The sequence below is a fragment of the Slackia exigua ATCC 700122 genome (assembly GCF_000162875.1).
GTDB classification, from domain to species: domain Bacteria; phylum Actinomycetota; class Coriobacteriia; order Coriobacteriales; family Eggerthellaceae; genus Slackia; species Slackia exigua.
Genome location: NZ_GG700631.1, coordinates 461,787 through 481,649 on the forward strand (window position 1 = coordinate 461,787; position 19,863 = coordinate 481,649).

General features: G+C 63.7%; 15 protein-coding genes. 1 reads left to right on the top strand and 14 read right to left on the bottom strand.

Annotated elements, in window-relative coordinates; genetic code table 11:
* Positions 1-32: 32 nt before the first annotated feature.
* The 4 genes from caiB to HMPREF0762_RS08090 all read right to left on the bottom strand — a co-directional run bounded on the left by caiB (position 33) and on the right by HMPREF0762_RS08090 (position 4,950).
* Complete coding sequence (gene caiB / locus HMPREF0762_RS08075; RefSeq protein ID WP_006363161.1) at positions 33-1,244, bottom strand: L-carnitine CoA-transferase; 1,212 nt, start codon at positions 1,242-1,244, stop codon at positions 33-35.
* Positions 1,245-1,362: 118 nt separating this feature from the next.
* Positions 1,363-2,511: a crotonobetainyl-CoA dehydrogenase gene (gene caiA / locus HMPREF0762_RS08080; RefSeq protein ID WP_006363162.1), complete on the bottom strand. Its 1,149-nt coding sequence runs from the start codon at positions 2,509-2,511 to the stop codon at positions 1,363-1,365.
* Positions 2,512-2,606: 95 nt separating this feature from the next.
* Positions 2,607-3,587 (bottom strand): acetyl esterase, encoded by a 981-nt coding sequence (aes, locus tag HMPREF0762_RS08085; protein WP_006363163.1) that lies wholly within the window; start codon positions 3,585-3,587, stop codon positions 2,607-2,609.
* A gap of 73 nt (positions 3,588-3,660) precedes the next feature.
* Complete coding sequence (locus HMPREF0762_RS08090) at positions 3,661-4,950, bottom strand: MFS transporter (RefSeq protein WP_006363164.1); 1,290 nt, start codon at positions 4,948-4,950, stop codon at positions 3,661-3,663.
* A gap of 747 nt (positions 4,951-5,697) precedes the next feature.
* Between HMPREF0762_RS08090 and HMPREF0762_RS08100 the strand changes: the two genes are divergently transcribed.
* Positions 5,698-7,254, top strand: coding sequence for a helix-turn-helix transcriptional regulator (locus HMPREF0762_RS08100; protein WP_006363166.1), 1,557 nt, complete (start codon positions 5,698-5,700; stop codon positions 7,252-7,254).
* Positions 7,255-7,589: 335 nt separating this feature from the next.
* Here the strand turns inward: HMPREF0762_RS08100 and HMPREF0762_RS08110 are convergent, their stop codons facing one another.
* The 10 genes from HMPREF0762_RS08110 to HMPREF0762_RS08155 form a co-directional block, all read right to left on the bottom strand.
* Entirely contained in the window at positions 7,590-8,375 is a 786-nt protein-coding gene (locus tag HMPREF0762_RS08110) for an enoyl-CoA hydratase/isomerase family protein (protein WP_006363169.1), read from the bottom strand.
* Positions 8,376-8,567: 192 nt separating this feature from the next.
* On the bottom strand, positions 8,568-9,053 hold the full coding sequence (locus HMPREF0762_RS08115; RefSeq protein ID WP_006363170.1) for a rhodanese-like domain-containing protein: 486 nt from the start codon (positions 9,051-9,053) through the stop codon (positions 8,568-8,570).
* A 142-nt stretch (positions 9,054-9,195) separates the two neighbouring features.
* Entirely contained in the window at positions 9,196-11,916 is a 2,721-nt protein-coding gene (locus tag HMPREF0762_RS08120; RefSeq protein ID WP_006363171.1) for a DUF3825 domain-containing protein, read from the bottom strand.
* A gap of 82 nt (positions 11,917-11,998) precedes the next feature.
* The gene (gene rlmH / locus HMPREF0762_RS08125) at positions 11,999-12,469 is read right to left on the bottom strand and encodes a 23S rRNA (pseudouridine(1915)-N(3))-methyltransferase RlmH (RefSeq protein ID WP_006363172.1); all 471 of its coding nucleotides are present in this window, start codon (positions 12,467-12,469) and stop codon (positions 11,999-12,001) included.
* The gene (locus HMPREF0762_RS08130) at positions 12,466-13,047 is read right to left on the bottom strand and encodes an NYN domain-containing protein (protein ID WP_006363173.1); all 582 of its coding nucleotides are present in this window, start codon (positions 13,045-13,047) and stop codon (positions 12,466-12,468) included. Before HMPREF0762_RS08130 ends, rlmH begins: the two co-directional genes overlap by 4 nt.
* A 6-nt stretch (positions 13,048-13,053) precedes the next feature.
* A complete protein-coding gene (rlmB, locus tag HMPREF0762_RS08135; protein ID WP_006363174.1) occupies positions 13,054-13,845 on the bottom strand; it encodes a 23S rRNA (guanosine(2251)-2'-O)-methyltransferase RlmB in 792 nt (263 codons plus the stop codon).
* Positions 13,846-15,351: a cysteine--tRNA ligase gene (gene cysS, locus HMPREF0762_RS08140; protein ID WP_040619470.1), complete on the bottom strand. Its 1,506-nt coding sequence runs from the start codon at positions 15,349-15,351 to the stop codon at positions 13,846-13,848. It lies immediately after the preceding gene.
* Positions 15,352-15,492: 141 nt separating this feature from the next.
* Entirely contained in the window at positions 15,493-15,993 is a 501-nt protein-coding gene (gene ispF / locus HMPREF0762_RS08145) for a 2-C-methyl-D-erythritol 2,4-cyclodiphosphate synthase (protein ID WP_040619471.1), read from the bottom strand.
* Between the two features lie 12 nt (positions 15,994-16,005).
* Positions 16,006-16,839 carry a 2-C-methyl-D-erythritol 4-phosphate cytidylyltransferase gene (gene ispD, locus HMPREF0762_RS08150; RefSeq protein ID WP_006363178.1) on the bottom strand — a complete coding sequence of 278 codons (834 nt, stop codon included), beginning with the start codon at positions 16,837-16,839 and terminating at the stop codon, positions 16,006-16,008.
* Positions 16,840-16,950: 111 nt separating this feature from the next.
* Positions 16,951-19,548: an ATP-dependent Clp protease ATP-binding subunit gene (locus tag HMPREF0762_RS08155; RefSeq protein WP_040619472.1), complete on the bottom strand. Its 2,598-nt coding sequence runs from the start codon at positions 19,546-19,548 to the stop codon at positions 16,951-16,953.
* Positions 19,549-19,863: the final 315 nt, after the last annotated feature.

Consider the following 19,863-nt stretch of genomic DNA (forward strand, 5'->3'; position numbering starts at 1 on the left):
GCCGCGCACGGGCCGACCCGCGGAAAGGCGCGCTACGCGGTCTTCACGATCCCTGCGGCCTCGAGGTCTGCGATCTGCTCGGGCGTATAGCCGATCTTCGCAAGGACGTCGGCCGTGTCCGCACCCAGGGAAGGCAGCGGACGCCAGACCTGGCCGGGCGTCTGCTGGAACTTCGGGAAGACGTTCAGGCCCTTGAACGTGCCGCCGTCTTCCATCTCCCATTCGAGCCAGTTCTCGCGCAGCTTCATGTGCTCTTCCTCGACCAGATCGGGGAATTCCTTCACGACCTGGGCGGCGATGCGATGCTCGGAGAAATCGCGCTCGATGTCGAACTTGCTGTGCGCGAGGCAGTAGGCGTCGAGGCGCGCCTCGATCTCGGACGCATGCGGGTTCGAGAGCCACAGGGCGGAACAGTCTTCAGGAATGTCCTCGGTCCCCCAGAGATGGCCGAGCCCGATGGTCTCGAGCAGGTACTTGTTCTGGCTGACGCCGTACAGGCACAGCCCGATGAAGCCGTCTGCGCAGGCGTATTCGCCGATGCCGCAGAGATTCTGGTTGCGGGCACCGGGGCGCGGCCAGACGATTCCTTCGTTCAAGTAATCGACCAGGTAATACTGGCCCATGGTGAGCAACGTCTCGTACATCGCGAAATCGATGCTCTCCCCCTGCCCGGTGCGGTCGGCCTTGCGCAGCGCCGCAAGCGTGGCGCTGAGCAGCATGAGCGAATTGATGTAGTCTCCCGTGTACGGACCGGGATTCATCGGCTGCTCGGGCGTGCCGTTCTGGCTCATGTAGCCCGAATACGCCATGACCGTCAGGTCGTAGGCGGCGCGCTTGACCATGCCCGGATCGCCGGTCTGGCCGAAGCCGGACACATGGGCGATCACGAGCTTGGGATTCGCCTCCCACAGGAATTCATCGGTAATGCCCTTGCGCGCCCACGTGCCGCCCTTCGACGCCTCGATGAAGATATCGGCGTCGGCGACGAGCCTGCGGATGATCTCCTTGCCCTCATCGCTGAAGTAGTTCATCGAAACGGAACGCTGGTTGCGGCGCTCGGCCTGCTTGACCCATTTCGTGTCGCGCACGGTGTCGCCGGCGCCGGTGTTCTCGAGCCAGACGACGTCGGCGCCCCAGTCGGCCATGAGGTCGCACGCGCGCGGAACGGCTTCTTCGACGGCTGCGTACACGACTTTCACGCCATCAAGGACGCCGAACGAAGGCTTCTCGGTTGGAAGTGTCATGGTGTGGTCTCCTTACTCGTATGAAGGCGGAGCGCGACGTGCCGTCGTCGCGCGCATCGGCGAGGCCTCGGCGGTCGCGCTCCGCGCTCTTCCCGAATCGCTCGATGGACGTGCGGGCCTACGGGCGGAACGGCTTGATGGCCGCCTTGCCCGCGGTGAGGATCATCATCTCGTCGGTGCCGCCGGATACGCGATCGACGCGCAGGTCGCGCCAGATGCGGTTGACCCGATGCTCGCTCGCGACCGCGATGCCGCCCATGATCTGCATCGCATCGTCGACGACCTCGAAGGATGCGTTCGCGCAGTAGTACTTGCATGCCGCGGCCGCGCCAGCGTCGTAGTTCCCCGCGTTCCTGTCGGCGTTCCAGGCCGCCTCGTACAGCATGTGCTTCATGGCGTCGAGCTTGATCTTCATGGTGCAGAACTTCAGCGTGTTGAGCTGGAAGCGGGCGATGGGCTTGCCGAACGCGATACGCTGCCAGGCGTGCTTCGCGGCATCTTCGAACGCGCAGATCGCCGTACCGTAATCGCAGGCGCCGACAAGCCAGCGTTCGAAATTGAAGTCGGCGATGCCGCGGTTGAAGCCGTTGCCTTCCGTGCCGAAGAAGTCCTTCTCCTCCATTTCCACATCGTTGAGATAGACCTCGCAGCAGGAATCCATGCGAAGGCCGAGCTTGGGCAGCGGGGACAGCTCGATGCCGGGCTTGGACATATCGACGAAGAATTCGCTGATGACATCGGGGTTATCGGCATCGCGGCACATGATGATCAGATACTTGACGCCCTTGGACGACGTGATGAACGTCTTGGTGCCGTTGAGGTAGATCTTCCCATTGCGGCGTGTGTAGGTCGTGGTCAGGCCGCCGACATCGGAACCCGCGCCGGGCTCGGTGCAGGCGGAGTTGAAGATCTGCTCGCCTGAGCCCAGGGAGCTGAGGATGGCGTCGATCTGCTCAGGCGTGCCCTCGCGCAGGATGGTCGTGAAGCCGGTGAGCTCATAGAGCACGTAGGTCGGGGCGCCGTAGCGGCCGAGCTCCTCGTAGATGGCCATGAGCGTGACGTTGGGGTCCTCGAGTCCGAGCCCGCCGTGCTCCTCCGGAAGAAGGATCCTGTCGAACCCGAGGTCGCAGAGCGCCTTCGTCCATCGCAGGGGATACGTGTGATTCTCGTCGCACTCGTGGAAATACGTCTCCCAATTCTCGCTTTCCATGAGGTCGCGATAGCTCTCGACGATCAACTCCTGCTCATCGGTCAAACTGAAGTCCATGGAGGTCCTCCTCTAGTATCGGGGGGCGCGCGTTGCGGCGCGTCGTCGGATGAGCCGGCGCCTGCGGGCCGTAAGGCCCGCTGCCGGCCTTCTTGCTAAGCGAACTCGTGTCGCCGTTTCCAAAAATCGACGCTGTGCTCGATGCAGACGTTGGCTTCGTCGAGCATGCGCGTGTGATGGATGTAGGCATGCAGGACGCCTTCGAAATTCTCATAGACGTTGGGAACGCCCATCTCGTCGAGGATCGCATGCAGGCATGCGCTGTCGTCGCGCAGAGGATCGAGCCCGGCTGACGCGATGTAGCAGCCCGGCATGGACGTCTTGAGATCGTTCGAAAGCATGTCGTAGTACGGGCTGCCCAGCGCCTCATCCGTCAGGTCGCCTATCCAGCACGAATCGTAATACGCCAGATCTTCCTTGCTCAGACCGTCGATGGAGGATCCGAAGAGGCGGCGGGAGCACGAATCGCGCAGGCCGTAGTAGCCGTAGTAGAGCAGCAGGGCCTTCACGTACGCGTTATCGCCCACCTCGTCGCGAAGCCATAGGTTGGTCGCCATGGAAAGCACCGCGCCGCCCGAGTCGCCGGCAAGCGAGATATCGTCGCCGTCTATGCCGAGCTCGGCACCATGCTCATGGATGTGCCGCGCCGCCAGCGCGCATTCCCGGATATTCGTCGGGAACTTCGATTCGGGAGACAGATGGTAGTCGACGCTCGCGACGACGGCATCCGTCCCTGCGGCGATCAGCCGGCAGACGCGGTCGTGGGTATCGCAGTTTCCCACGACGAACCCGCCCCCATGGATGTAGACGATCGCAGGGCGCGCCTCGACCGATGCGGTCGGACGATACAGACGCACGCGGAACGGGCCTGCCGGGCCTTCGAGGGCCATCTCTTCGGTAGAGGACATCACGGGGCCGCCTTCGTTCCAGAAACGGCGCTCCTTGATGTAGTTCGCACGCATCTCGTCGTATCCGACATCCGTCGCGAATGCATCCTCCACGAGCTCTTTCTGTTTGCGCACGACGGCCTTCATCTGATCCGTCATGAGAGGCATGACATCGAGCTTGTTGTCCATAAGATCTCCTCTCCGTCTCGGATGCGCGTCGGCCGTCGAAGGTTCGAGGCGGCCGACGCGGACGTGATGCCGGTTATTCGGTGCCTTCGGTTTCGATCTGCTGGGAATGCTTCTTCACGGTGCGGAGAAGCATGGCCAGACAGAAGATCCCGATCACGGCGAGAGCGGTTTCGATCCCGAAGATCTGCGGATAGGCATCGAGGCCTTTCGCATCGATCATCGAGCCGTACCAAGCGTGGATGAACATGTCCGGCATGAAGCCGATGACGGACAGCAGGCCGGTGGCCGTACCGAAGATGCGCATCGGCATCTTGATCTCGGACAGCGGGGAAGAACCGATGGAGAAGGCGCCGTAGGTCGTGAAGCCGAATAGGACGACCATGGAGGCGACGACGGCCACGCCGGCAGTGGTCGGCATGATGATGAAGCCGATGAGCAGGCCGATGGAGAGCAGGAAGCAGATGACCATGGCCTTGGAAGCGCTCTTGATCTTCGTCGCAAGCCAGCCGACGACCGGACCGGCGAGCAGGCCGATTCCGTAGGTGCGGATGAGGCCGATAACGTTGACGAGGGTGTCGTCCGCGCCGAAGGCCTGCGTCATGTAGGGCGTGGTGTACGTCGCGCCCTGATAGACGGAATACACGAAGAACATCGTGAGCGCCGCCCAGATGACGCCGGGCCACTTGAACGCCTCGACGGCATCCTTGAGATCGAAGAGACCGGAGTTCTGGCTGATCTCACCCTTGAAGTCGGGAATCAGGATATAGGACAGGACGCCCATGATGAGCAGGATCGCGCCGAGGAAGACGATCATGACGCGCACGCCCGTGACGGCGTCGGCAAACGATGCGACGATCGCGGTGTTGACGAGGCCGACGACCAATCCCGCCAGGCCGTAGATCGAATAGCTGATGCCGATCTTCTGAGAGTATTCGTTTTCCTCGCAGCACAGGCGGATGACCTTGTAGCGGGTGCCCCACCAGATGAGAATCGAGGTGACTCCCATGCCGAGGAAGATGATGTAGCAGACGACGAGGGACGGAAGCGCGGCGTAGACGAACGTGAGAGCCGCCGTCCCGACGAAGCCGACGGTCGCAAGCGTGCGCATGCGGAACTTGTCGGCGACGATGCCCGAAGGCAGGTAGCAGACGACCGCCGCGATGCCGTACATGGAAACCATCATGCCCAAGTCGGCATTGCTGCATCCGATGGCCTGCATCAGGGGATCGTAGAAAATGTTCTTCAGATACATCGGCGTGTATACGACCGATGAACCCATCGAGATCAGAATGATCAGGAACCACTTGTGAAGTCCGGAGATATCTTTGTAGGTGACTTCACCCTTGCTCTTTGCAAGCAGCATGAGCCTTCCCTTCTTCGAGTATGCAATGCATCCAACCCTGCAGCTCCCCGATTCCTTATAGGCCCGTCACCGTAAAGGAATAGGGGAGATGCGCTCGCAGGACGGGACCGCCGCCTCTCTCGCCTCCCTTCGCCGCGTGAGGTCCCCTTCACGACGCGCCACGGAAGAACGTCCATCCATTGCCGTCCTTCCGGCGTCGTTTTATGGAGATTCTCCACATGGAGGATTCATGAAGCATCGCTCGAAAACGAGTAATGGCCGATTACTTAGTTTTCTAGTACGCAAGATGATGTGCTTTTCATTTCATACGTCAATATATTGTGTATGGTGATGCGATTTTCGATCCGGGCCTCAAAGCCGAAACGCAACCCGAACGTCCGTGCCGCCGTGAAGGACCGAACGGATCGAACCTTTCGCAATCCTCGGGACGCGCAGCCGTTCCTCTTCCGTCGGAGGAGGAACGGCTGCGCGAGAAGCGCTGCGCCGCACGGTGCATGCCGGCATCGAGCGCATCGGCTGACGAAAGCCGATCCGTTGAAAGCCCCGTGCGAAGGAAAGGCGCATTCTCCTTTCCCGTTTCCCGATGACAGAACGTCGCCGGGGTGGTTTAATCTAATGAACCCGTCAGCACCAAGCTCGATGAATCTCATATCCCATCCGTCACGAGGCGCGGCTCCATAATTCGACGCGGCCTGCCTCTGAACCTCCGATGCATAGGGGAACGCGAAGAAGGGATTGGCAGTCGCTATGGCCGACCATCAGATGAAATCCAGAAAATCGCACGAGGGGGCCGCGCAGGATTCCTGCGTCCTGACGGATAAGGCCGCCGCGAAGAAGCGCAAGCCGGCCATCACGCTCTACGTGGGAATATCGCTCATCATCGCATGGTTTCACTGCATATGGTTCGTCCCGAACGCATATCTGAACGTTGAGCTGCTCGCGTGGCAGGTCACGGTGGCCTGGCTCGTCATGCTCGCCTCTTCGACCCTTGCCCTGTTCGTCACGCCCCTGCTTCTGCGCAGCGAACGGCACCTCTCGGACGTGAAGCCTCTGCTCTACGTGACGCCTGCGGTCCTTTCCCTGGGAGGGCTCGCGCTCTGCCTCGGCATCTCGACCACGGAAAACCCGGTCATGACCATCGCCTTGCCTATCGCGCTCGGCATTTTCAACGCGCTGCTCTGGATCCAATGGGGCGAATGGTACGCGACGATCAAGGCGTCATATCATATCGGACAGGTCGCGCTGACCGTGAGCGCCGTCGTGCTCTTCTCCCTCGCGGCGACCATCGTCCTGCCGACGCTGGCAGGCGACGCGTTCGTCGCGCTGCTGCCCATCATGTCGAGCTGGTGTCTGATCCGCATTCGCACGAGCGCGACGTGCCTCGACTACCCCAAGCCGCTCCCCCAGAACGAACGGAGCAAAGGATTCAGAAACGCCCTGGTCGTCGGAGGAATCTGCATCAGCGCATGCGCTGCATGCTACTTCGTGGTCGCCATCATCCCCGTGCCCGACCTGGCGTTCGGAGATTCGACGTTCACGGTCGGCGCCTTGGTCGGAGGCACCGTCTTAGGCGTGATAGGCGCATTCGGGAAGCTGTCCCGGAAATTCGACATCTATCGTCTGTTCCCCTGGATGCTCGCATTCGCGACCATAGCCGTCATCCTCTATGCCGCGAACGACGTCGCCTTGTATCTTCCCGCCTTCCTTACGGCGCTGACCATATCCCTCATCTGCGAGATCCTGCTCCTCATGTACATCGGCGTCCTCTCGTCGAACGGGTATATCAGCCCCGCGACGGCATTCGGCTTCTCCGGCGGCTTCGCACGCGCCGGCATACTCGTCGGCAACGGCATCGCCGTCGTCTTCGAGCACAACGCCGCCCTTGAGAAGCTGCTGCTCACCCCGGTGACCATGGCGTTCATGATCATCCTCGTCGTGCTCATCATCCCGCTCGTGCGCCGCGAATACGCGATCGCCGCGCTGACCGCCCCCATCGACTCCCTTGCCGAGCTCGACCTGCAGATCGAAGCCGTCGCGAAGGAGTTCGGCCTGTCCTCGCGCGAAAAAGACGTCCTTTCGTACGTCGTGCGCGGATACACGGCCGAAGCGATCGGCAAGCAGCTCTTCATCTCCAGCTACACCGCGCAGACCCATATCCAGCACATCTACGCGAAGACCCAGATCCACAAGCGGTCCGATCTCATCGACTACGTCACCAAGCGCAAAGTGCCCGCCGGAGAAACAGCGCCGACGGACAGGGCCGCGATCGACACGCTTCCCGACTACTGGCCGTTTCCCTCGTAGGAGGGCCGCGGGTCGCGACAGAACGAGAAACCTGATCGCAGGTTGCGCCCGAACGGGAGGCCTGATCGCGGGTCGCGCCAGAAGGAAGGCTCGTGCCGCCCGCAAGGCCGCGCGTCGAAGGGACGCCCGCATCGAGGCCGCCGTGCCGAGCTCGCATCGCGAAAACCCCCGTTCGCGCATTCCGTGCCTAGATTCCTTGCGCCGCATATGCGCACGACGAATCCGGCCGTCGCCCTCTTCGATCGCCATCGGATGAAGGGACACACGAAAAAAGGAGGGATGCGCGCCCTGCGCACCCCTCCTTTCGATGGGCTTTCGTATGCGCCGATCGAAGCCTAGCGGCCGACCCAGACGGGATCGCGTTTCTCGACGAACGCCTTCGGCCCCTCGATGCCGTCTTCGGTCTTCTCGAGGAACCGGTACGCGGCGTCGCTGTAGCGCATCGCGTCCTCCTCGGACATCTGGTCGGCGGCATGCACGACGTACTTGGTCCATTTGAGGGCGAGCGGCGCGTTCTTGAGGCATTCCTCCGCGAGCTCGATCGCCTTGTCGAGCACCTCCTCGGGAGGAACGACGTAGTTGATCATGCCGAGCGCCTTCGCCTGGTCGGCCTTGATGCGGCGACCGGTGAGCAGAAGCTCCATGCAATCCTTGCGGTTCACGTCGCGCGCCATGCGGACGAGGCCGCCCGTCGAGGCGATGATGCCCAGGCCCACCTCGGTGAATCCCATCTTCGCGCGTTCGGATGCGACGACCATATCGCACGAAAGGGCGATCTCGAGACCGCCTCCGGCCGCGGAGCCGTTCATGGCGCAGATGACGGGCTTGGAGCACAGACGCGCCGTCAGACCGCCGAAGCCGTGCTCGGTCACGGTCTGGCATTCCCCGCCCGCAGAAAGCTCGCCGAGGTCTTCGCCCGCGCAGAACACCTTGCCGGTGCCCGTGACCACGATGGCGCGAACCGCCTTGTCGGCCTCGGCATGGTTCATGATGTTCTCCATCGCCGCGGAAGTCTCGCCGTTCAAGGCGTTCGCGACGTCGGGACGATTGATGCGAATGACGAGAAGTCCGTCTTCACGCAGTTCGGATACGACCGTATCGGTTCCAAAGTAATCCGCCATGTCTCCCTCTTCCCTCTCTCTCGATATGGAACTCTCTACTGCGGATTCTATGTCCAAGACAGAGGGAAGCGCCTACCTCGAAACGAACCAAAGCAGGCGCTTGCGTAAATACTTAATTTTTCATTAGTCATCTGAACAGGACGTTCTCAGACCGCCAGAGAACGGGGGAATCCGATCATACCGAGAACGGGTTCAGTCCTCGGCATGATCGTGCCCGCAGCTGCAGGCGCGATCATGGCCATGCCCTCGCGCATGTCCGGTCTTCCGAGCTGCTGCGACGGCCGCCTTATCCGCTTCGAGAAGCTTCTCGGCCCGTTCCTGAGCGCTCGTCACCACTTCGCCGTGCCAGCCGCCGATGCCGCCGGCGTCGTACACGTTCATGTATCCGAGCGCCTCCATATGCTCGACGGCACGCGCGCTGCGCTGGCCGCTTCGGCAATACAGCACGATCACCGATGCGTCGTCGGACAGCTCCATGCCCCGCGCGTGCGCGATCCCATCGAGCCCGCGTTCGGCGATCGCTTCGTCGTACAGGCAGTCGCAGATGTCGTCCACGGCCATGTTCCCCGCTCCGGGAATGTGCCCCTCATCGAATTCCGCACGCGTGCGCACGTCGACGAGCAGCATATGGGGATCTTCTCCCAGCAGGTCTTCGACCTCGGCCATATCGATCTTCATGGTGGTTCCTTCCTCGTCGTTCGACGGCGCCGTGCAGATCCTTCCGCCATGCACCCACGCATACGGGCGCGCGGCGAGGCCCGATGCACGCCTGGCTGCCCAAAGCACGCTGCGCCATGCACGCGGGCAAGGCTCATCCGACTCAGGCTTCGGTCTCGCCCTCGGGATCCTGCCCGTCGTCATCGTCGTCATCATCCATCTCGTCGACGATCGTCGCCGGCGACAGCCAGTCGATGTACGGGCGGCACACCAGACGCGCGTCGCGATAGGCCTGCACCATCGTGATGATCGTCTGCCCTTGGTAGTTACCCGATTTCTGCAGTTCGACCACGAGCGCGACGTCGGGGATGTTGTCTTCGGTCAGGTTCAACGGCAGCAGCAGGTTCATGTTGTTGGTCCGCGGATAGTACGCAGGCACAGCCGTCTTGTAGTTCCAGCGCACCTGGCGGCGCGCGATGTCGATCGCAGCGTTCACGCTATTGCTCAAGCGGCTGAACAAGCGCGACTTCGTGGAAATGATGGTGCGCAGACTGTCATACGCCTCGGCTTCCGCCTCTGCGTCCGGGGCCGATTCGATATCGGCGAGCACCGCCATGCATTCTTTCGACGAGGCGAGCTCGTCGCGCAGGAATTCGAGCGGCAGGCGATGGATGTTGTCGATGACGATATGCTCGATGTCGCACACGATCTGGCGGTCGAGATCGAACAGCAGGTCTTCCTTGCGCGACAGGTAGCTCGCCGGCTGCGGAAGCGGGTTGAGCTCGCGCACGAGCTGCTTGCCGTAGCGTCCCGTGCCCGCCGTGCAGAAGCTCGTGAACGACCAGGGCTGGAAGGCCTCGGTCTTCTCGTTGCGCTCGAAGCAGGCATAGATGTCGTCGTAATGGGTATCCACGAGCCCGGTGTTGAACGCGCAGAACGTCTCGTCGGACGAATAGCCGATCTTGTCCTCGAGCGTCAGGCGATAGAACGTGTAGCGGATGTAGTTGCTCAGGATGGTGTATCGGCGCGGAGCGGCGTCGGCATCGCCGTTGAAGTCCCATGGCTCCGGAAGCGCGATGGCCGCGAGGCTCTTCAGGAAATCCTTCCAGTGCCCCAGATACGCGAAACGTTCGAACACGCGTGCGGGTGCGTAGCGGCGATTGCGCCTGATCGTGGAGCGCAGCACATCGGATGCCGCCACGGATTTCTGCTGGCGTCCGCGCGATCGCGAAGCCGTCCTTCCTGCAGCGGGCTTGGCATCTCCCGACTGATCGGATGTTTCGGCGCCCTGATCGGCGGAAGCATCCTCTTTCCGCTCCGCATCGCCGCGACCCCGGCCCCGGCCGCGGCCGCCGCGCCTGCCGCGGCGCGAAGAGGACGGAGCGGACGCTGCTTCAGGCGTTGCCTCAGATGCCGATTCGGGCGCGGATTCGGAAGACGCGGACGCATCGGACGCAGGCGCCTCGACGGTTTCCGCAGGTGCAGACGCGCTCTTGCCAGACGCGACGGGTGCCCCGGGCGCCTCGGGCGAGGCGACGCTCTTCTCGGACGAGGGTGCGGCCGCTTCGGACGCAGAGGCGCCTTCGGCCCCGTCGGCGGCATCGTCCGATTCCGTCCCGGTCTTCATCTTCGTGGAGGTGCGGCGACGCGTCGTGCGGGTGCGCGCGGGCTTCTTCTCGGCCTCGGCTTCCGTATCGATCGCCTCCGTGTCGGAGGCGGGAGCATCGACCGACGAAGGTGCGGCCTCTGCCGCTTCGGCCGGCTCGGCATCGGCGACCTTCGCCTTCGGAGCGGCCTTCCTGCGCGTGGTGCGCCGCGTCTTCTTCGCCGGCGCAGACTCAGGCTCGGCAGCAGCATCGGCAGCCGCGGCAGAAGCCGCTTCGCTTTCGGACGCAACTTCGGCGACGGCATCGGCGACGGGTGCCGCCGCGCCGTCGGACGCAGCCGTCGAGGCTGCGTCCGAGCCGGGATTCACGCGCTCCTCCGCATCGTCGGATGCGGCAGACTTCTCGGCCTCGGCCTTCTTGGCCGTCTTGCGCGTCCTGGTGGTTTTGGCGGCCTTGGTCGTCCGGGTCGCACGTGCGCGCGCGGGCTTGGCGGGTGCGGACGTTTCATCGGACGCGTCCTTTTCCGCTTCTTCCGCAGGCGCGCTTTTCGCGTCGGCCCCCTCGGCATCCGAATCCGCAGGCGTGGCGCTTGAAGCGGATGCGGCATCGGACGCGGATGCAGCCGAGGCCGAAGGCGCCTCGGCCTCGTCGACGGCCGGCTCTTCCTTCTTCTTGCGGGAACGCGTCGCACGTGCGCGTGCGGGCTTCTTCGGGGCTTTTTCAGCCGGTTCTGCCTCGGGCTCGGCCTGAGCCTCGACGCTGGGCGCGGGCTCTTCGGCTGCGGCGGTCTCGGAAGATGCCTTCGCAGCGGCTTCCGTCGCAGGAGCTTCGTCGGAATCCTGCGCATCGGTTGCGGAATCGTCCGACGCTTCCGATCCGTCGGCATCTTCCGAACCGGCGCCGCCGGCCGCATCCGGGCGCGGGCTTCCAGTCTCCGCAGCGCCGTCGGCCGCATCCGCGGCATCGGCCCGATCGGGCTCCGCCGAAGCGTCGGGTGCATCGAGTGCGTACCCAGGCGCCTCATGGAGGATGAAGGTCGACTGGAACTCGCCGCTGATCTCGCGCGATGAAAGCGTCACGAACTCGAGCTCGGCAAGCATCGTGCGCAGCTTGATGAAACCGTACGATTCCTTGTCGATGCCTTCGCGCACGAAGCACCACCCGAGATTCGCAAGCGGATATTCCTCCTCGAACGTGAACGACTTGGTAAGGATCCGGTAGATATGCTGCGCATCCTCGAATGACAGCGTAGGAGGCTGCGTGTTCTTCGACGGCACCTTCTTCTCCTTTTCGATAGGGCGGCCTCCTGGCCGCCGATGCGGCCGACGAGGCCGCGCGACATGCGGCACGGAGCCGCGATTACTTGTGGTACGGTTCGTGCCTGCTGATCTTGAAGGCACGGTAGATCTGTTCGAGCGCGACCACGCGCGCGAGGTTGTGCGGCAGCGTGATGCGGCCGAACGACACCCGTTCGTCCGCACGGGCGCGCACGTCCGCGCTTACGCCGTCGGATCCTCCGATGACGAAGGCGACGTCGCTTATGCCCGAGAGCTTGAGATCGTCCAAGCGGGCCGCGATGTCTTCGCTTGAAAGCGCTTTTCCCTGGATGTCGAGAAGGATCACGTGCGCGCGCGACGGCAGCGCATCCAGAATCCCCTTGCCCTCAAGCGTGCGGGACGCCTCTTCGCCCCCGCAGATCCGCGGGTCGCGATCGGGGACCTCTCGCACAGCGAGCGTGCAGTATCCGCGCAGACGCTTGATGTATTCCGCGCACGCATCCGCCCAGAAGTGCTCCTTGAGTTTGCCGACGGCGACGACTTCGATGTTCATGCGGTTCCTCTCGGAGAGCCTCCGCCCGCAGCGCCCAGCGAGTCGCGCAGGGCGGCGAGTTTCTCGGCCATGCCCGGCGACAGGCGTTCGGCAACGGTGTTCTTGACGGCTATTCCCGGCGCTTCGTCGAGGGAGCGCTCGTGCTCGTCGCGCGCGACCGCTCGGCTGAAGCCGTTCGCGCTCATGCGATCGACCCCGAACCCGAAGACGGTATTCTGGACGGTCGCGTCGCTCGTGACCACCATGACCTCGATGCCGCGGTCGCGCGCGTCCCGGCTCAGCTTCTCGATGACGCGGTCGGCGCTGCTGCCTGCGGTGGAAAACACGATGCGGACCCCGGCGACCTTCTCGCCCGCATCTCCCGGCGGCTCGTGGTTGCCGTCGAAGACGATGACGGCCTCGGCATCCCCGCCCGCATACATGACCACGTCGTTGATCAGCGCCTCGCGTGCGCGGTTGAACGCATCGTCGGCGAAATCGGGGTTCGGCCCCGCATCGCGCAGATGCAGGTAGCGTTCCCCCGAACGCAGGACGTTGTATCCGTCGATGATGAGCAGCTTGCGGCGCGTGCGTGCCATGGACGCCTATGCCCGCCCCGCCGGCGCGCCGGCCGCGGCCTCTTCGGCGCGCGCCGTGCACTGGCGCAGCCATTCGTACATGACCGCCGTGGAAGCCTGCGCCACATTGAGCGAGCCGACCTTGCCTTCCTGGGGAAGCTTGACGAGGAAATCGCAATTGTCCTGCATCAGATGGGAGATGCCCGATCCCTCGTTGCCCATGACGAGCGCGATCTTTCCGTAGAGAGGAGCCTTCCAGACCGTATGATGCGCCTGCTCGGAGGCGCCGGCCACCCAGAAACCGTTCTTCTTCAACCGCTCGAGCACGGCATTCAGGTTCGCGACCTGGGCGATCTTCAGGTGGTTGATCGATCCGGCAGAGCTTTTGTACGTGGCCGCCGTCACCGAGACGCTGCGCTTGTTCGGGATGATGATGCCGCTCGCGCCCACGACCTCGGCCGAGCGTGCGATGGCGCCCAGATTGCCGGCATCGGTGATATGGTCGAGCACCACGACGAGGGCCGCGCCGCCATGGTCGACCGCGTGGCGTTCCGCCTCGTCCAGGATGTCCGACGGGCTTGCATAGCGATACGGGCCGGTCTCCGCCATGACGCCCTGGTGGCTTCCGCGTTCGCTCTTCGCATCCAGCTCCTTGCGCGGAACGGGAACCACCTCGACGTCGAACTTGCGCGCCTTGCGCAGGATGTCGGCGACCTGGCCGTCGCGCTTGAGGTTGTCGGCGATGAGCACGCGACGGATCGGCATCTCGGAGCGCAGCGCTTCGATGACCGGTCGCTTCCCTTCGATGTAATCGACCATTTAACGGTTTCCTTCGTACGTGACTTTAGCGCCCTGCGGCGTGTCTTCGATGACGAACCCGAGCGCGCCCATGCCGTCGCGCACCGCGTCGGCGACCGCCCACATCTTGGAAGCGCGCGCCTGAGCGCGCGTCTCGAGCAGGGCCTCGACGGCGGCCTGCGCGTCGTCGCCCTCAAACGACGCGATCTCGCGCGCAAGCGCCACGACTTCGGCAGGATAGGCATCCTGCGCGTCCGTCGCACGTCCCGGCACATCGATGCCGAACACGCCGAAGAGCTCGACGACCGCATCGCGCGCATCGGAGGCGGCTTCGATATCGCCCCGCCCGAGCGACGCGGTGCCGAGCGCGGCGTTCACATCGTTGATGCAGGAGAAGAGCGCCCCGAGCGCGCCGGCGGTGTTGAAGTCGTCGTCCATCGCGGCGACGAACCCTTCGCGCAGCGCCTGGAGAGGAACGGAAAACGCCTGCGTGCCGATTCCCTCCCCTTCGACGGGATGCTTCACGAGCCAGTCCATGCGGTCGATGAAGTTCTCCACGCGCTCGAGCGAAGACGCCGCCTCGTCCAGACGCTCGTCGTTGAAGTCGAGCGGGCTGCGATAGTGCGTCTGCAGCATGAGCATGCGCAGGACGCGCGCGTCGGTCGTTTTCAGGACGTCGCGCAGCAAAAGGAAGTTGCCCAGGCTCTTGGACATCTTCTCCTGGTTGATCTGCAGCATGCCGCCGTGCATCCAGTAGTTGCAGAACGTCTCTCCGTACGCGGCTTCGGATTGGGCGATCTCGTTTTCATGGTGCGGGAAGACCAGGTCGGAGCCGCCCCCATGGATATCCAGCGGAAGACCCAGATACATGCGGCTCATGGCGCTGCATTCGATGTGCCAGCCCGGACGGCCCTTGCCCCACGGGCTGTCCCAGCTCGGCTCGCCCGGCTTCGCGGCCTTCCAGACGGCGAAGTCGAGCTCGTCGCGCTTGCGCCCTTCGAGCCCCTGCCCGTCGGCGCGCAGCTCGCGATGCCCGCCCTCGAGATCGTCCACATTGCGGTTCGACAGCGCGCCGTAGGCGGGAAACGACCGCACGCCGAAGTAGACGTCGCCTTCGACTTCATAGGCATGGCCCGCATCGACGAGACGTCCGACCAAGTCGATCATCGCATCGATCTCCTCGGTCGCGCGCGGACGGATGTCGGGATCCAGCACGCCCGCCGCATGCATGTCGGCGATGAATGCCTCGGTGTATTCGGCGGCCACCTCCGCGGCGCTGCGCCCCTCTTCGTTCGCCTTCTTGATGATCTTGTCGTCGACGTCGGTGACGTTCTGGACGAACGTCACATCGAACCCGCGCCACATGAGATAGCGACGGATGACGTCGAAGCTGATGAAGGTGCGCGCGTTGCCGATATGGATGTAGTTGTAGACCGTCGGGCCGCAGACGTACATGCGGATCTTCCCCTCCTCGACGGGATGGAAGTCGCGTTTCGCATGGCTCTGCGTATCGTAAAGTCGAATCATGGGCATCCTTCGCTCGCAAAGGCTCGTGACGTGCGGAGAAACCGGCGTCGTGGGCACGGGATATCGTACGATAGAAAAGGCGCGCGACAATCGCGCGCGCCATCATTCTAGAAAATGGTCGCAGGTCGGCAGGGCTTCGCGCTAGACGCGCGCCAGCAGGGCGACCGCCTGCGCGGAAATTCCCTCGCCCCGTCCTTCGAATCCCAGATGCTCGGTGGTCGTGGCCTTCACGCCGACGGCATCGGCGGTGACGCCCAAGGCCCATGCCAGGTTCTCGCGCATCCGGTCGCGATAGGGCGACAGCTTCGGCGCCTGGGCGGCGACGACGCTGTCGACGTCCACGATCTCGAATCCGAGCTCATGGACGCGATGCGCCGCCTGGGAAAGAAGGGCCAAGGAATCGGCCCCGGCGAAGGCCGGATCGGTATCGGGGAAGAGTTCGCCGATGTCTCCGGCGCGAGCGGCCGAAAGAATGGCGTCGGCGATGGCATGCGCAAGCACGTCGGCATCGGAATGCCCCGCGAGCCCGCGCTCGTACGGGATGTCGACGCCGCCGATGACGAGCTTGCGGCCTTCGGCGAAGGCATGCACGTCGTAGCCGATGCCGATCCTCATGCTGAATGCCGACTTGGTGGTTTCCATGCTGCTCATCTCCTAACGTAGGGACGTTCCCTGAACCACGGCGGAAAGCACCGTGTAATCCTCGGGCACGGTCAGCTTGATGTTGTCGCGTTTGCCTTCGACCACGAGCACCTTCCCGCCCATGCGCTCGAGCAGCGACGAATCGTCCGTGCCGAGAAAGCCGTCGCGCAAGGCGCCGGCCTGCGCGCGACGATAGACGCCGGCGCGGAAGACCTGGGGCGTCTGCGCGTTCCAGAACATCGTGCGGTCGGGCGTGCCGACGATCGCGCCGTTCTGCACGACCTTGAGCGTGTCGATGGCGGGCGTGGCGACGATCGCGCCGTCCGCGTCGATGGTGCCTTTGAGGGTGTTGATCGTGTGCTCGATCAATGCCGGGGTGATGAGAGGACGGGCGCCGTCGTGCATGGCGACGAACTCGAATTCCTCGGGCGTCGCCTCCAGGCCGTTGAACGCGCTTTCCTGGCGGGAATCCCCCGCAGGGGCGAGCGCGATGGGCGTGACGAAGGGATACGGCTCGATCGCGCGCGTGCGGTATTCCTCCATGCGCTCCTTCGGACAGACGACCACGATGAGCCCGATGTCTTCCACGAAATCGAATGCGGAAAGCGACCAGGACAGCATCGGATGGCCGTCGATGCCGACCATCTGCTTGCCGCCATCGGCCCCGAACCGCTGGCCCGAGCCGCCCGCCAGGATGATGGCCGCGACCTTGGCCTTCCTCCCTACTTTGCCGTATCCGGAAAACGCCAGGGAGAACGACCATTCCGCATCGTCGGCCGCAGGATCGACGAGCATCTGCGGATGTTGCACGGGATCATGCACCCCGCCTGGGAAAACGTCAGACATTGCGATCTGCTCCTTACCATCATGTCCCTTAGGCGAAGCGCGATCGCATGCGATCTTGCACGACGGCCGCGCCGACCGAGAACGCGGCCGTCGCGGCGTGCCGATGATCCTTTAATCCGCAGCGCCGCCCTGCAAGCCGCCCGCCGACGGCGCGACGCCCGCATGGCTCAGGTCGAACTGCGGCAGCAACGATTCCGCCTCGCGAGCAATACTATCACGTTTGCGCGGAGCAGGGATCGCGCCCTCGCCCGGCGTGAATACGAGCTTCTCGCCGTCGAAGTCGACGTCGATGACCGATCCGTCGACCCAGGTTCCTTCGAGGATCTGCTCGGAGATCGGATCCTCGAGCAGGCGCTGGATGGCGCGGCGCAGCGGGCGGGCGCCCATGGCCGTGTCGGTGCCTTCCTTAGCGATGTGATCGCGTGCGGCCTCGGTCAGGTTGATCGTCATGTTCTGTTCGATCAGGCGGTCGCGAAGATCGGCGACCATGAGCTCGACGATCCGGGCGATCTGATCCTTCGTGAGGCTCTTGAAGACGATGATCTCGTCCAGACGGTTCAGGAACTCGGGACGGAAGAGCTTCTTGAGCTCGCTCATCACGCGGCTCTTGATCTCCTTGTCGGACAGGCCGACCTGATTGTCGGGAGCGAAGCCGAGCGGCGCGGAAGCCACGATGTCGCGAGCGCCGACGTTCGAGGTCATGATGATGACCGCGTTGCGGAAGTCGACCGTACGGCCCTGGGCGTCGGTCAGGCGACCTTCCTCGAGAATCTGCAGCAGGATGTTGAAGACGTCGGGATGCGCCTTCTCGATCTCGTCGAAGAGCACGACCGAGTACGGATGCTGGCGCACCGCCTTGGTGAGCTGACCGCCCTCGTCGAAGCCGACGTAGCCCGGCGGCGAGCCGATCAGGCGGCTGACCGTGTGCTTCTCCATGTATTCGGACATGTCGAACGAGATGAGCGCCTCTTCGCTGCTGAACAGGAACTCCGCGAGCGCTTTGGAAAGCTCGGTCTTGCCGACGCCCGACGGCCCGAGGAAGATGAACGATCCGGCGGGACGGCGCGGATCCTTCAATCCGCTGCGGCTGCGGCGGATGGCCTTCGAGAGCGCCGTGACGGCTTCTTCCTGGCCGATGATGCGCTCGTGGAGCACGCCTTCCATGCGCAAAAGCTTTTTCGCCTCGTCTTCGGTGAGGTCGTGCACGGGCACGCCCGATGCAAGGCTCACGACCTCGGCGATTTCGGATTCGCCGATCTCGGACACGATGGCGTCGGCTTCTTCCTCGGCCTTCTTCTGCGCCTCGTCGCGCTTGGCGGTCAGCACCGTCTCCTCGTCGCGGAGCTTGGCGGCCTTTTCGTATTCCTGCTTGGCGACGGCGTCCTCGCGGTCGTTGCGCACGCGGCGCAGCTCGTCATCGAGCTTGAGAACCTCTTCAGGAAGCACGCGGTTGCGAATGCGGGCGCGCGCCCCGGCCTCGTCCATCACGTCGATGGCCTTGTCGGGCAGGAAGCGATCCTGGATGTAGCGGACCGACATGGAGACGGCCGACTGGATGGCTTCGTCGGTGTACCGGACATGGTGATGCGCCTCATAGCGGTCGCGCAGGCCCTCGAGGATGCGCACGGCCTGTTCCTCGGACGGCTCGCCGACCGTGATGGTCTGGAAGCGGCGCGCGAGCGCCGTGTCCTTTTCGAGGTGCTTGCGATATTCCTCGGTGGTCGTCGCGCCGATGACCTGGATTTCCCCACGAGACAGCGGCGGCTTCAGGATGGCGGCCGCATCGATGGAACCTTCGGCCGAGCCGGCGCCGATGATCGTATGCATCTCGTCGATGAACAGGATGACGTCGCCGGCCTTGATGACCTCCTTGACGACCTTCTTCAGGCGGTCTTCGAATTCGCCGCGATACTTGCTGCCGGCCACGAGTGCGGACACGTCGAGCGTGATGACGCGCTTGTTGCGGATGATGTCGGGAACCTGGCCCGCGGCGATGAGCTCCGCAAGGCCCTCGGCCACGGCGGTCTTGCCGACGCCCGGCTCGCCGATGAGCAGCGGGTTGTTCTTCTGGCGACGCGAAAGCACCTGCAGCACGCGCTCGATTTCGGCAGAGCGCCCGATGACCGGATCGAGCGTGCCGCGGCGCGCCTTCTTCGTGAGATCGGTGCCGAATTCCTCGAGCATGCTCGAGTCGCCCTTGGGATCGGCGCCGCTGAAGAACGGCATGCCGGGTGCGACCGGAGAGGGCTTGCCGACCAGGTCGTTCAGTGCGGAGCGGACTGCATCCGCCTCGATGCCGAGCTCCGAGAGGACGCGAAGCGCGCCGCAGGAGTCTTCCCGCAAGATGCCGAGCAGCAGATGCTCGGTGGAGATATAGGTCTGGCCCATCTGCATGGCCTCGCGCAATGCGTTTTCGAGGATGCGCTTCGCAGCGGACGAGAACGACAGGCGCGTCTTGCCCGTCTGCCCCTCAGGCGCTTCGACCGCATCCTTCTTGGATTCCTCGGTCCTGCGCGCGGCGACCGCGCGCGCCTTGTCGTAAACGATACCGACTTGGCTGAGCGCCTGCGCCGCCATGCCCTCCGGCTCCTGGATGAGCCCGAGCAGAAGGAATTCGCTTCCTACTTCGGCCGCACCCAGGGCGCGTGCCTCGTCTTGAGCGAGAATCAGGACATGGCGCGCCTTGTCGGTGAACTTTTCGAAAGCCATGTGCTTCACCTTTCCGTTCGGCTGCATGCTGCGGAATGCCCCGCATATGAATGCCCTGCAGCCCCAGTTTTCCGTTTCAGTCTAATGCAGGCCCGAAGCATCGGGGCGGCAGGCGCGCCCTTTATCATGGTTCTGCAACGACTTCCACGCATGCTTTTCATATTTTCTAACACTATACGACTTAGATTTTATGGCATGCAAGCATGCAATACGGCGTTGCCGTACGGTTGCCGAACGTCGGATCCGCCTCGCACGGCCGCACGAGGCATGACGGTCCGTAGACGGAAAGGCGCGCGTATGCGATCTGCGCGCCTT

What these genes read in the sequence shown, in the direction of transcription:
- caiB (WP_006363161.1), bottom strand. Translation starts at nt 1,244, where the DNA reads ATGACACTTCCAACCGAGAAGCCTTCGTTCGGCGTCCTTGATGGCGTG.
- caiA (WP_006363162.1), bottom strand. Translation starts at nt 2,511, where the DNA reads ATGGACTTCAGTTTGACCGATGAGCAGGAGTTGATCGTCGAGAGCTAT.
- aes (WP_006363163.1), bottom strand. Translation starts at nt 3,587, where the DNA reads ATGGACAACAAGCTCGATGTCATGCCTCTCATGACGGATCAGATGAAG.
- HMPREF0762_RS08090 (WP_006363164.1), bottom strand. Translation starts at nt 4,950, where the DNA reads ATGCTGCTTGCAAAGAGCAAGGGTGAAGTCACCTACAAAGATATCTCC.
- HMPREF0762_RS08100 (WP_006363166.1), top strand. Translation starts at nt 5,698, where the DNA reads ATGGCCGACCATCAGATGAAATCCAGAAAATCGCACGAGGGGGCCGCG.
- HMPREF0762_RS08110 (WP_006363169.1), bottom strand. Translation starts at nt 8,375, where the DNA reads ATGGCGGATTACTTTGGAACCGATACGGTCGTATCCGAACTGCGTGAA.
- HMPREF0762_RS08115 (WP_006363170.1), bottom strand. Translation starts at nt 9,053, where the DNA reads ATGAAGATCGATATGGCCGAGGTCGAAGACCTGCTGGGAGAAGATCCC.
- rlmH (WP_006363172.1), bottom strand. Translation starts at nt 12,469, where the DNA reads ATGAACATCGAAGTCGTCGCCGTCGGCAAACTCAAGGAGCACTTCTGG.
- HMPREF0762_RS08130 (WP_006363173.1), bottom strand. Translation starts at nt 13,047, where the DNA reads ATGGCACGCACGCGCCGCAAGCTGCTCATCATCGACGGATACAACGTC.
- rlmB (WP_006363174.1), bottom strand. Translation starts at nt 13,845, where the DNA reads ATGGTCGATTACATCGAAGGGAAGCGACCGGTCATCGAAGCGCTGCGC.
- cysS (WP_040619470.1), bottom strand. Translation starts at nt 15,351, where the DNA reads ATGATTCGACTTTACGATACGCAGAGCCATGCGAAACGCGACTTCCAT.
- ispF (WP_040619471.1), bottom strand. Translation starts at nt 15,993, where the DNA reads ATGGAAACCACCAAGTCGGCATTCAGCATGAGGATCGGCATCGGCTAC.
- ispD (WP_006363178.1), bottom strand. Translation starts at nt 16,839, where the DNA reads ATGTCTGACGTTTTCCCAGGCGGGGTGCATGATCCCGTGCAACATCCG.
- HMPREF0762_RS08155 (WP_040619472.1), bottom strand. Translation starts at nt 19,548, where the DNA reads ATGGCTTTCGAAAAGTTCACCGACAAGGCGCGCCATGTCCTGATTCTC.